Annotated in this window: 10 protein-coding genes; 7 read left to right on the top strand and 3 right to left on the bottom strand. The window is 72.7% G+C overall.

The window, feature by feature from the left end; all coding sequences use genetic code 11:
* The first annotated feature begins 3 nt into the window (after nucleotides 1-3).
* The 4 genes from nadA (at nucleotide 4) to Van01_RS33075 (ending at nucleotide 7,974) form a co-directional block, all read left to right on the top strand.
* Nucleotides 4-1,179 (top strand): quinolinate synthase NadA, encoded by a 1,176-nt coding sequence (gene nadA, locus Van01_RS16130; RefSeq protein ID WP_204007720.1) that lies wholly within the window; start codon nucleotides 4-6, stop codon nucleotides 1,177-1,179.
* Between the two features lie 227 nt (nucleotides 1,180-1,406).
* Nucleotides 1,407-2,762 carry a UDP-N-acetylglucosamine 1-carboxyvinyltransferase gene (gene murA, locus Van01_RS16125; RefSeq protein ID WP_204007948.1) on the top strand — a complete coding sequence of 452 codons (1,356 nt, stop codon included), beginning with the start codon at nucleotides 1,407-1,409 and terminating at the stop codon, nucleotides 2,760-2,762.
* A gap of 76 nt (nucleotides 2,763-2,838) precedes the next feature.
* Nucleotides 2,839-3,444 (top strand): DUF3043 domain-containing protein, encoded by a 606-nt coding sequence (locus Van01_RS16120; RefSeq protein WP_204007718.1) that lies wholly within the window; start codon nucleotides 2,839-2,841, stop codon nucleotides 3,442-3,444.
* 477 nt (nucleotides 3,445-3,921) lie between these two features.
* On the top strand, nucleotides 3,922-7,974 hold the full coding sequence (locus Van01_RS33075) for a WG repeat-containing protein (protein WP_239099114.1): 4,053 nt from the start codon (nucleotides 3,922-3,924) through the stop codon (nucleotides 7,972-7,974).
* 308 nt (nucleotides 7,975-8,282) lie between these two features.
* Here the strand turns inward: Van01_RS33075 and Van01_RS16110 are convergent, their stop codons facing one another.
* Nucleotides 8,283-8,807 (bottom strand): quercetin 2,3-dioxygenase, encoded by a 525-nt coding sequence (locus Van01_RS16110; RefSeq protein WP_204007716.1) that lies wholly within the window; start codon nucleotides 8,805-8,807, stop codon nucleotides 8,283-8,285.
* Between the two features lie 89 nt (nucleotides 8,808-8,896).
* Here Van01_RS16110 and Van01_RS16105 point away from each other — a divergent pair, with 89 nt between their 5' ends.
* Nucleotides 8,897-9,562: a TetR/AcrR family transcriptional regulator gene (locus tag Van01_RS16105; protein WP_204007714.1), complete on the top strand. Its 666-nt coding sequence runs from the start codon at nucleotides 8,897-8,899 to the stop codon at nucleotides 9,560-9,562.
* A 44-nt stretch (nucleotides 9,563-9,606) separates the two neighbouring features.
* Entirely contained in the window at nucleotides 9,607-10,605 is a 999-nt protein-coding gene (locus Van01_RS16100) for an aldo/keto reductase family protein (protein WP_204007712.1), read from the top strand.
* Nucleotides 10,606-10,665: 60 nt separating this feature from the next.
* Here the strand turns inward: Van01_RS16100 and Van01_RS16095 are convergent, their stop codons facing one another.
* Together Van01_RS16095 and Van01_RS16090 are read right to left on the bottom strand one after the other, a co-directional pair.
* Nucleotides 10,666-11,457: a site-2 protease family protein gene (locus tag Van01_RS16095; RefSeq protein WP_204007710.1), complete on the bottom strand. Its 792-nt coding sequence runs from the start codon at nucleotides 11,455-11,457 to the stop codon at nucleotides 10,666-10,668.
* A complete protein-coding gene (locus Van01_RS16090) occupies nucleotides 11,457-11,657 on the bottom strand; it encodes a hypothetical protein (RefSeq protein ID WP_099850833.1) in 201 nt (66 codons plus the stop codon). Before Van01_RS16090 ends, Van01_RS16095 begins: the two co-directional genes overlap by 1 nt.
* A 218-nt stretch (nucleotides 11,658-11,875) precedes the next feature.
* On the opposite strand from Van01_RS16090, the gene Van01_RS16085 reads away from it, so the two are divergent.
* Nucleotides 11,876-12,082 (top strand): hypothetical protein, encoded by a 207-nt coding sequence (locus tag Van01_RS16085; protein WP_204007708.1) that lies wholly within the window; start codon nucleotides 11,876-11,878, stop codon nucleotides 12,080-12,082.
* The last annotated feature ends 75 nt before the right edge of the window (nucleotides 12,083-12,157 follow it).

The following is a 12,157-nucleotide window of genomic DNA, read 5'->3' as shown; positions in this document are numbered from 1 at the left end:
GGCGTGACGTCGACCTGGGTTGAGCCCTCCAACACCGCCACTGCGCTGCTGCTCCTCGGCCGCGGCAGCGACCCCGCCACCGAACGTGGCGTGGAGTGTCCGGGTGACCTGCCGGCACCGAGCGACCCCGACCTGGTGGCCCGCGCGACGGCGGCCAAGGCCGCACTCGGCGACCGGGTCTTCGTGCTTGGTCACCACTACCAGCGCGACGAGGTGATCCAGTTCGCCGACGTGACGGGCGACTCGTTCAAGCTGGCCCGCGAGGCCGCCGCCCGCCCTCAGGCCGAGTACATCGTCTTCTGCGGTGTGCACTTCATGGCCGAGAGCGCGGACATCCTCACCTCCGACGCCCAGCAGGTGGTCCTGCCCGACCTGGCCGCCGGCTGCTCAATGGCGGACATGGCCGCACTGCCGCAGGTGGAGAACGCCTGGGACGTGCTCACCGAGCTGGGCCTGGCGGAGCGGACCGTCCCGGTCACCTACATGAACTCCTCGGCGGACATCAAGGGCTTCGTCGGGCGCAACGGCGGTGTGGTCTGCACCTCGTCGAACGCGAAGCGGGCCCTGGACTGGGCGTACGAGCAGGGCGAGAAGGTGCTCTTCCTGCCCGATCAGCACCTGGGCCGCAACACGGCCGTGCTGGAGATGGGCTTCTCCCTGGACGACTGCGTCCTCTACGACCCGCACAAGCCGAACGGCGGGCTCACCGCGGAACAGCTGCGCGACGCGAAGATGATCCTCTGGCGCGGGCACTGCTCGGTGCACGGCCGGTTCACGCTGGAGAGCGTCAACGACGTCCGGAAGCGGGTGCCGGGCGTGAACGTGCTGGTGCACCCGGAGTGCCGGCACGAGGTGGTGCAGGCCGCCGACCAGGTCGGCTCGACGGAATACATCATCAGGACCATCGAGGCCGCTCCGGCCGGCTCCGCTTGGGCCGTCGGTACCGAGCTGAACCTGGTCCGCCGGCTCGCGCTGGCCCACCCCGACAAGCAGATCATGTTCCTGGACCGGGCGGTCTGCTACTGCTCGACGATGAACCGGATCGATCTGCCGCACCTGGTCTGGGCGCTGGAGGAGCTGGTCGCCGGGCGGGTGGTCAACCGGATCACCGTCGACGCCGACACCGCGCACCACGCCCGGGTGGCGCTGGACCAGATGCTCGCACTGCCCGGAGCCTGACCCGCAACAGGGCATCACCTTCTGTGACGCCCACTGTACGCGAAAGTGCCGGATCACCGATAAATGCCCTCCGAGGCGGTGTGACCGGATCCATTCTCATCACGGAGGGCTATGCTGCCGGGCGACGACACACACGGGCTCGGGCGTTTGGGCGCGCCCCCGCTCCGGGTAGCGAACCGGTGGTGTCCATCCATCGAAACGGCAGCACGCACGCGCTGGAGGTTGCGTTGACCGACGACGTCCTGGTCGTACACGGAGGCACGCCGCTGCAGGGGCGGATCCGCGTGCGCGGCGCGAAGAACCTGGTGTCCAAGGCGATGGTCGCCGCACTGCTGGGCGACAGCCCGAGCCGACTGTTCGACGTGCCGAAGATCCGCGACGTCGAGGTGGTCCGGGGCCTGCTCGGGCTGCACGGTGTCAAGGTCACCGACGGCGACGAGGACGGCGAACTGGTCTTCGACCCGGCAAACGTGGAGAGCGCCAGCACCGACCAGATCAACGTGCACGCCGGCTCCAGCCGGATCCCGATCCTGTTCTGCGGGCCGCTGCTGCACCGCCTCGGGCACGCCTTCATTCCGGACCTCGGCGGCTGCCACATCGGGCCCCGGCCGATCGACTTCCACCTGCAGGCGTTGCGGGAGTTCGGCGCGACAGTCGACAAGACCCCCGAAGGGCTGCACCTGTCCGCGCCGAACGGCCTGCACGGCACCAAGTTCGCGCTGCCCTACCCCAGTGTGGGCGCGACCGAGCAGGTGCTGCTGACCGCGGTGATGGCCGAGGGCGTCACCGAGCTGCGCAACGCGGCTGTGGAGCCGGAGATCATCGACCTGATCTGTGTCCTGCAGAAGATGGGCGCGATCATCAAGGTGCACACCGACCGGGTGATCGAGATCCAGGGCGTACCGAAACTGCACGGCTACACCCACCGGCCGATCCCGGACCGGATCGAGGCGGCGAGCTGGGCCGCGGCGGCCCTCGCCACCCGGGGCCACGTCGAGGTGCTCGGTGCCGAGCAGGCCGACATGATGACGTTCCTGAACGTCTTCCGCTCGGTCGGTGGCGAGTACGAGGTGACCGACACCCGTCCGCCCCGGCCGGGACAGCCGGGCCAGGAGGGTGGCATCCGCTTCTGGCACCCGGGCGGCGAACTCCAGGCCACCGCGCTGGAGACCGACGTGCACCCGGGCTTCATGACCGACTGGCAGCAGCCGCTGGTGGTGGCCCTGACCCAGGCTCGTGGCCTGTCCATCGTCCACGAGACGGTCTACGAGCAGCGACTCGGCTACACCGAGGCACTCAACTCGATGGGCGCGAACATCCAGGTCTACCGGGACTGCCTGGGTGGCACCCCGTGCCGCTTCGGCCGGCGCAACTTCAAGCACTCCGCGGTGATCGCCGGCCCGAGCAAACTGCACGCCGCCGACCTGGTCATTCCCGACCTGCGGGCGGGCTTCAGCCACCTGATCGCCGCGCTGGCGGCCGAGGGCACCTCCCGGGTCTACGGGGTGGATCTGATCAACCGGGGCTACGAGGACTTCGAGGCCAAGCTCGCCGATCTGGGCGCGCAGGTGGAACGGCCGTAGCCCGACCGACGGCACCGCCGCGCGTTCGTCGCACCGCGATGTGCACCGGGCGCGCGGCGTTGGCTACCCTTGCCGCGTGCCGTCGCTGTTTCGTCGCAAGTCCGCCGACCTCGCCGATCCCGCCACCGAGCCGCTGACCCCGGCGGAGGAGGAGGCGGCCGAGGCGGCCCGGTCCCGTGCCTACACCCCGGCGAAGGGACGGGAGACGCCGAAGCGACCGGTCACCGGTCGCCGCCCCGCCGGTGCCACCAAGCCGCTGAGCAAGGACGAGGCGAAGGCGCTGCGTCGGGAGCGTCGCGCCGAGGCGGCCGCGGAGTTCCGGCGCGAGGGCGGCCCCCGCGACCGGGGTCCGGAGCGGCTGCTGGCCCGCAACGTGGTCGACTCCCGGCGTACGGTCGGCACCTGGTTCTTCGGCGGCGCCCTGGTGGTGCTGATCGGCTCGAACCAGGCGATGCCGCCGGTGATCCGGTTGGCCTCCAACCTGCTCTGGGGCACGTTGGCCCTGGGTGTGGTGGTCGACTCGGTGCTCATCTCGCGCAAGATCAAGAAGCTGGTCCGCGAGCGGTTCCCGAGGTCCACCCAGCGGATGGGGTCGCTGTACGTCTACGCGATCATGCGGGCGATCACCTTCCGCAAGCTGCGTACCCCGGCACCGCGGGTCGCCATCGGCGACCAGATCTGACCGCACCCGCACGGCTCGCGCTCGCGCTGGCCGAGCCTCCGGAGCCCAGCCGCCGGGCCTCGGCGACGAGCGGCTGACGGTGGGTACGGGATCGTCGGAAGTCCGATACCGGCATAGCGATAAATGTCCGGATCAATAGGATAACGTTTGGGTTGACGAGGGTGCCGCAGTGGCGGTGACCGAGCCCGCGCCGCTACCCTCCTTGCGCAGCCATTCGGTGCCCGGACAAGCGATTTTGCCGGCTTCCCGGGGTGCCCAGCGCGACCATTTCCGACGAGGTGACATCGCCGTGAGCGAGCGGACGCGAGCCGACCACCGGGGCGCGACCGTGAGCGAGCGGACGCCGGCCCGGGGTTCCGGCACGGGCCGGACCGCACGGTCCGGTCGTCGCGACTCCGCAGCGCAGGCGCCAACTCCGCGGGTCGCGGCCAGCACCGCCTCCCGGCGACGTCCCGGCCGCAGCGACAGGTCCTGCGGATGAGTCGCGGCTACGCCGACAGGTGGCACGATCCCGCCGAGCCATCCTGGGTCGTCGAGCCGACGAGTGAATGGCAGCCGCAGTTCCCGGGCCAGCGTTATCCGGGTGACATCGGGGTCGAGCACCAACCACCTCCCGCCCGAGGTCGAGCGAGCGCCGTCGGACGCGCCGAGGTGCCGCCGCTCGCGCCGACCCGACCCGACGGCACGTACGTCGGTCGGTCCTGGGACGACGAACCGGACGGCTGGCCGGGCCGGCACGAGATGCCCGACCGCCGGCCGGCCGACGGCAACGGCTCGCGGCCGTACGACAGGTCGGTGCCGCCCGGCTCCCGGCCGGAGCAGGCGCGGCCCGAGGGACGGCGCTCGTCGTACGGTGAGCCCGCCCGGGGTCGCGACGGGGTCACCTGGTCGGACTTCGGACCGCAGGCCGCCGGTACGGGCGCGTCCGCGCGCCGCGACCAGCGCGATCCGGACCGGTACGTCGATCGCCGCGACCAGCGCGATCCGGACCGGTACCCCGAGCGCCGTGACCCGGACCGCCCCCGTGATCAGCGCGACCCCGACCGGTACGCCCGCCGCGACCCGGAGGGCTACGCCCGGCGGGAGCCCGAACGGCGTGACCCGGACCGCCGCGACAACCGCTATCCGCGACCCGAACCCGAGCGGCGGGGCCAGCGCGAACCCGACCCGTACGCCGATCGGCCGCGCCGCTCCGAGCCGACCGGGCGCGACGAGTACCGGCGCGGCGCACCGGTGTCCCCCGCCGCCCGCCCGGAGCCCGGTTGGGTGGCGGAGGCGGACGAGCAGACCCGTCGGCCGGCTGCCGGGCAGCGCCCGGTCGAGGGGGCCGACCGCCGCACCGCCGAGGACGCCGCCCGGCGCCCTCGCTACCAGTGGAGTCACCACCCCGGGCAGCCGACCCGCAGCGACGGCCCGGTGGTCGACGGTTACCGCAGCGACTTCGTCGGCGGCGGAGACCCGGACGCCGCGCCGTACCCGGACGGATTCGTCGACGACGAACCCGTACCGACCGCGTCCGACGACTGGTCCCGCTCGGACCGGGCCCCCCGACGGGGTCGCCCGGAACCGTCGACATCCGACCAGCAGGCGTACGACGCTCCGCAGCGCGGCGACCTGCCCTGGCCCGCACCCGGACCACTGCGGCCGAGCAGCGGACGGGACCATCGCGAGTACCAGCGGCCGACCCCGCAGGAGCGGGACGGCGACCGGCGGCCCAGCGCCGTGCCGGACGCTCCCGGCCCGCAGCGGTTCGACGACCGGCCGGCCGCCGCGCTGCCCGACCCGGACCGGCCCGTCTCGGCGGCACCCGACCAGGATCCGCGCCGCCGTCATCTGTCGGTGGTGCCCGACCACCCCGTCTCGCCCGCGCCGGAGCAGGACCGTCCGGTCTCTCCCGCGGCCGGGCGGGCTCGTCCGGTCTCGCCCGCCCCGCAGCACCACCAGCCGGAGGTCGGTCACCCGCAACGGAGCCGCCCCGCCGCCACCGCCGGGGACCGGAGCGACCCACGCCACCCTGGCCAGGACCGTGGCCCGACCGGGCGCCCCGACCGGAGCCGAAGCGACCTCCCCGGCGGGGACCGGCCCGCCGCCGCCTCCGGTGCCGATCGGCCGCCAACCGGGGACGCGGTCCGACCGGCGCCACTGCACCAGCACGAGGTACGCCCCGCGCCGTTGCACGAGCACCAGGTCCGTCCGGCTCCCCTACAGGGCCAGCCGGTCGTCGCCTCGCCACCACCGACGCCGGTGCCCACGGTGGCCGCCGCGCCACCCGTCACCCCGCCCCCCGCCCGGCCGGTCTCCGCACCACCCATCCGACCACCGGTCTCCGCACCACCAGCCCACCGCCCGGTCTCCGCGCCACCGAGCCGGCCACCTGTCACCATGCCGTCGGAGCGGACGTTCGAGCCGGCCGTCGACGACCAGGCACCGCTCGGCCCACCGCCGGCAGCCCAGGCCGACCGGCCCGGCGGCGGCCCGGGAGTGCCGAGCACACCGACGGCCCGCCAGCCCACCCGGTACATTCCCCCGGCACCGGAACCGTCCACGCCAGCGCCCGCCCGGCCAGCCTCCGACGGCCCGCAGAGCTGGTTCGGGCCGGCCGCCGAGCCCTCAGCCCCTGCGCCGGCCGAACCCACCGCCGCCCAACCACCTGAGCAGCCCGCACGACCCGCCCCGGAATCGCTCGCCGACGCCCTCGCCGCACCACCTGAGGTCGCGCCACCCGGCGAGGTCGACGTCCCCGCACCCCAGGTCTCGGCGGCCCCCGTCCCGGCACCGCCACTTGCCGAACGGCCGGTCAGCACACCACCGGCACCACCGACGGCGGCGGCCCCGGTCTCCGCGCCGCCGCTGTCGAGGCCACCGGTGTCCGCACCGCCGGCGTACGGACCGCCGGTGTCCGCACCGCCGGCGTACGGACCGCCGGTGTCCGCACCGCCCGGCGAGCCCGAGCTCACCATGCCGGTGTCGGCACCGCCGGCTGACAGCCTGCCGGCCGACGATCCGGCGCCGGTCGGCGATCACACCTCAGGTCCCGAGGCCGAGGCGCCCGGTGGCACCACCGAGCGTCCGGACCGCGTCGGGCGCGGTGACCTGGACGACGGGATGCCGCCCGATGCGGACATCGCCCCGACCGACGCCGTGCTGGCCACCTCGTCCGTGTCCGGCCCCCCGGCCGACGACGGGCCGGTCCCCGGCGACCCGGACGACGGCGAGCCGGTACCCGAATCGCCAGCCGATCCCGAGCAGGTGCTGGGGAGCTTCCGCTGGCGGCTGGACCCGGTGACCCTGCGGGAGCTGGTGGACGACCCGGAGGAGCTGCGGGAGGTCCGGGAGCGGCTCACCGAGAAGCTCGCCACGGCACTTGACAACAGGTCCCGGGCCCGGCTGCTGAGCCTGCGGGCGGTGGCCTCACGGGTCCTCGACGACCTGGACGACGCGCTGGCCGACGGTCGCATGGCGTTGACCTACGCCGAGGCGACAGGCGAACTACGTCGGGCCGCGCTCGCCCAGGCCCGGTTGGCGCACGTACTGCGCTGGCGCGGCGAGTTCGCCGAGGCCGACCGGCTGTTCGCGGAGGCCAACTCGATCGAACTACCCGACCGGCTGCGCGCCGCACTGCACGAGCATGCTGCCCGCTGCTGCTACGACCAGGGTCGGCTGATCGAGGCGTGCCATCACTTCGAGCGGGCTCTCGACCTGCGCGGCGAGCAGGACGCCGAGCTGCTGGCCCGGGTCCGGACCGGCCTCGACGCGGTCGCCGCCAAAGCTGAGGAGGGCGGCTTCGGGCCGTACCCGCGCAGTTGGGACGAGGTGCTGGAGCGGGACCGGGCGCCGGTGCCGGCACGCGACGGTGGCCAGGGCCTGTGGGGCTACGCGGACGCCGACGGCGACATGGTGGTGCCGGCCCGGTACGCCGAGGCACAGCCGTTCCGGGACGGCCTGGCCTGGGTACGCGGACCGCAGGCCGACCGATGGTCCTTGATCAATCTGGCCGGCGAGACGGTACTCGGGCCGACCTACCTGGCGGCTCGGCCGTTCTCCGACGGCCTGGCCTGGGTGGTGCGGGACGAGAGCGGCTGGCACGCCGTCGACACCACCGGGGAGGTGGCGGTGCCGCCGGGTTTCGCCGACGTCCGGCCCTTCCACAAGGGGGTGGCTGTGGTACGCCGGGAGGGCTGGGGTGCCGTCGACCGCACCGGCCGGATCGTGGTGCCGACCCGCTACCACGGCTTCCACACCACCCTGGCCGACGGTCACTACGTCGACGGCTTCACCGAGGAAGGGCTGGCCGTGGTGGATCTGGCTGGTCGCAAGGGTGTGGTGGACCGTAACGGGCAGGTGATCGTCGCACCGGCGCACCCGGCGTTGCTGATCCACCCGGTCGCCTTCCTGGCCACCAACAGCGCCGGGAACTGGGGTGCGCTGGACCGACGCGGCGAGTCGTTGATCGACCCGATGTTCCACCACCCGAGCGCTGTCGTCGCCGAGATCGACGGGTTGCTCGCCGACGCCAACCCGGTGCTCTGAGGCCGGCGGCCCGGCCGGGCCGCCGCCGCACCACCAGAGGTGTCGGCCGGATCAGACCGGCACCGACGACCGTGACGAGGTGCGGGTCAGCCGGGCCTGCCCGGTCTTGGGGCCGATCCGGCACGGGTGACGACGTGCGCCGCCGGGGTCCACTGCGCGCCGGCGACGTGCGCCGCCGGGCCCGGATGCACGCCGGTGGCGGGTGCGGCCGGATGCGCGCCGGTCGCCAGGGACGGTTCCACGGTTTCGTCGCCGGTCGTGACCTGCCCGGCCGGACGTCGAGCGCCCCGGGTGGGCGTCGACGGCGGTCACGGCACTGGCCGGTGGGTCGGCTGGTGAACCGCACCTGTCGGCTGCTGCCCGGGTGGCGGTCCGAGCAGCTCGATCCCGTGCCGTGCGGAGGCGTGCCCGAGGGCGGCCGGATCGACAGGCGCCGGGTCCGGCAGCCGACGCTCGGTCGCCGGCTCCCCGACTTCGGCCACGTACTCCTCGAACCCGGCGGGGGTGGTCAGTTGCAGGACCCGCAGCGGTTCGTCCGGACCGACCACGAAGGTGTGCGGCAGCCCGGCCGGGAGCAGCACGAAGTCACCCGGTCCGGCGGTCAGTTCCGTCTCGTCGCAGTAGAACGTCGCGGTGCCGGACAACAGGTAGAACATCTCGTCCTCGACCTGGTGCCGATGCAACGGCGGGGCGAAGCCGGGCGGGTTGACGAACTCGACAGCGGTGAGCCGCCCACCGGTCTGCGCGCCTGTCGCCTTCACGGTGACCAGGTTTCCCAGGAACCAGTGCGCCTCTCCCTCGTCAGGCCGGAGTACGAACGGGTGAACGGACACGGTGCCTCCCAGGGGCCGGTCAACTTCGGTGGACGTCAGCTATTGGATAGTTACGAGTCTAGTGAATACATTGCTAGTATGACGACGCCATGGATGAAGTCAAGGACGGAAAACCCACCAGGCCGTACCGGTCCCGGCTCCGCGAGGAGAACGCCCGCCGCACCCGGCAGGCCGTCGTCGCGGCGGCGACCGAGCTCTTCGTCGCGCGCGGTTACACAGGCACGTCGCTGGCGGATGTGGCAGCCGCCGCCGGAGTCGCCAGACCCACCGTGTTCGCCGCGTTCGGCTCCAAGGCGGCGCTGCTGCGCCAGGTGCTCGACGAGGCGCTCGCCGGCGATGACGAGCCGGTGCCGGTGGCGCAACGTCCCTGGTACCGGCCGGTCTGGGAGGCCGCCACAGGCGGCGAGGTGCTCGACGCGTACGCCGGGGTCTGCACCCTGATCGGCGCGCGGACCGCTCGGGTGTTCGAGACCGTCCGGCGGGCCGCCGACGGCAGCCCCGAGGTGGCCGAGGTGTGGCAGACGCTGCTGCGCAACCGGCGGCTCGGCGCGACGATGGTGGTCGAGCGGCTGCGTGCCCTGGACGCCCGGACACGCCAGGGCTCCGACGTGGAGGCCGCCATCGACGAGGTGTGGTTCTACAACGACCCGGCGCACTACGGCGCTCTGGTGCTGGAGCGCGGCTGGGACGAGGCGACCTTCCGGCGCTGGCTGGGCCGCTCCCTGCGCCACGCGCTGCTGGCGGACCCCGACTGATCACCGCCGCCGACCAGTTCACCGGGGCGGGCTAGGGTCGAAGCATGGAATTCCGACACCTGGGCCGCTCCGGCCTCATGGTCAGTGAGATCTCGTACGGCAACTGGATCACCCACGGTTCGCAGGTCGAGGAGGAAGCGGCGTTCGCCTGCGTACGCGCCGCCCTCGACGCCGGCATCACCACCTTCGACACCGCCGACGTGTACGCCGGCACCCGCGCCGAGGACGTCCTCGGCCGGGCGCTTCAGCAGGAGCGGCGCGAGGGTCTGGAGATCTTCACCAAGGTGTACTGGCCCACCGGGCCGGGCCGCAACGACCGGGGCCTGTCCCGCAAGCACATCATGGAGTCGATCAACGGATCGCTGCGCCGGCTGCGTACCGACTACGTGGACCTCTACCAGGCCCACAGGTACGACTACAGCACCCCGCTGGAGGAGACGATGGAGGCGTTCGCCGACGTCGTGCACTCCGGCAAGGCGCACTACATCGGCGTCTCCGAGTGGAAGGCATCGCAGATCCGCGAGGCGCACGGCCTCGCCCGCGAGCTGCGCATCCCGCTGGTCTCCAGCCAGCCGCAGTACTCGATGCTCTGGCGGGTCATCGAGGCCGAGGTCGTCCCCACAAGCGAGGAACTGGGCCTCGGGCAGATCGTCTGGTCACCGATGGCCCAGGGCGTACTCTCCGGCAAGTACCTGCCCGGCCAGCCCCCACCGAGCGGTTCCCGAGCCACCGACGAGAAGTCCGGTGCGGGCTTCATCGCCAAGTGGCTCACCGACGACGTGCTGACCCGGGTGCAGCAACTCAAGCCGCTGGCCGACCAGGCCGGGCTCACCATGGCCCAGCTGGCCATCGCCTGGGTGCTGCAGAACCCCAACGTGTCCTCGGCCATCATCGGGGCGTCGCGCCCCGAGCAGGTGCACGACAACGTCAAGGCGGCCGGCGTGAAGCTCGACGCCGGCCTGCTCAAGGCGATCGACGAGATCGTCGACCCGGTCACCGAGCGGGACCCGGCGCGTACCGAGTCGCCGGCCGAGCGGCCCTGACCCGCCCCGCCCGGCCGGTGTACCGCACACCGGCCGGGCGGACAGCACTCTCGGCTGTGCTCAGCCCTGCCAGAAGCGGATCAGGTCCAGACCTGTCGCGTACAGCCAGGGCGGCAGGCCGAGCAGGTCACCGATCGCGAAGACGGCGGTGAAGAACCAACCGCCGATCGTCGGGTTCCACAGCAACGCGAAGAGCAGGATGAACCCGTACGGCGCGAACAGGTCGTACATCCGCCGGTACTGCGGACTCAGCCACGGCTGGATCATGTTTCCGCCGTCCAGCCCGGGCACCGGCAGCAGGTTGAGCAGGCTGGCGGTGATCTGGAGGAAGGCCAGCAGGGCCACCGCCGCCCAGAACTCCACTGGCCCGCCGCCACCGGCACCGAGCCGCAGCACCACCACGAGGACCAACGCGAAGAGCACGTTCGTGGCGGGGCCGGCGAGGCTGACCAGGGTGTGCCGCAACCGCCCGGGAATGACGTGCCGGTCCACCCAGACGGCACCACCGGGCAGGCCGATGCCGCCGAGCAGCACCACCACCACGGGCAGGGCGATGGACAGCAGCGGGTGGCTGTACTTCAACGGGTTCAGCGTCAGGTAACCGCGGTGGGCCACCCCCCGGTCACCGCTGCGGTACGCCACCACGGCGTGGGCGTACTCGTGCAGGCAGAGCGAGACCAGCCAACCGGAGACGACGAAGCCGAACACGGTGAGCCGGACGTTGCCGATCTCGTGCCAGGTCAACACGGCTGTTGTCACCAGCAGGGCGACGAGCGCCAGGAAGACCGGGCTGGGCCGGAAGGCCGCCCGGGGCACCCCGAGCACCAACGGCTCGGAGTCCCTGGGTGTCATCACTCCGCCACGGGCAGCAGGCTCATTCGGTACTCCACCCGATCGTCTTCGAGGAGCGCGACCGAGGTGACGCCGGACGCCGCGAGTTCCCGCCAGGTCTGACCGATCCAGGACTCGGCATCCGCCTGGCTGCCGAACGACTCGGTCGGCCCGTCGACCGACTCGCCGTTCGCACCCTCGTACCGCCAGCTCCACGCCATGTGCGCGTCTCCCCTCGCCGCTGATGCCCCATGGGACGGACCTTCGCCAGCGTAGTCGTACCGCCCGACCGGCGACCGGGCCACGGGCGTCGATCAACAGGGGTGCCGATGCGTGGCCGGGCACAGCCGGGCCGCCGGCACCCACCGTCGGGCACCGCGACTGACCCGGCCACCGCCGGGTATGCGTTTCGGGGAACCCGACGCACCGGAGGCGACAAATGACGACACCGATCCCGCAGATGGACACGGCGGAACTGCGCGACATCGCGGTACGCGGCGGCATCGAAGGGGCCCGGGAGATGGACCGGGAGGAACTGATCGACGCCCTGCAGGCCCGTCCCGGCGAGGGCGCCTGGCAGGAGGACCCGAAGCCGGCGGACGTCAACCCCAACGACTTCATGTACCAGGCCCCCGAACGGCACTGACCGCAGCTCGGGCCGGCGCCACGGGTGCCGCACCTGCGGTGCCCCGGCCGTCCGGCTGGACGTAAGGTACGCAGC

The sequence above is a fragment of the Micromonospora andamanensis genome (assembly GCF_016863495.1).
Lineage (GTDB): Bacteria > Actinomycetota > Actinomycetes > Mycobacteriales > Micromonosporaceae > Micromonospora > Micromonospora andamanensis.
The sequence above is the reverse complement of the archived record's forward strand: the minus strand, read 5'-3'. Positions and strand labels throughout refer to the sequence as shown.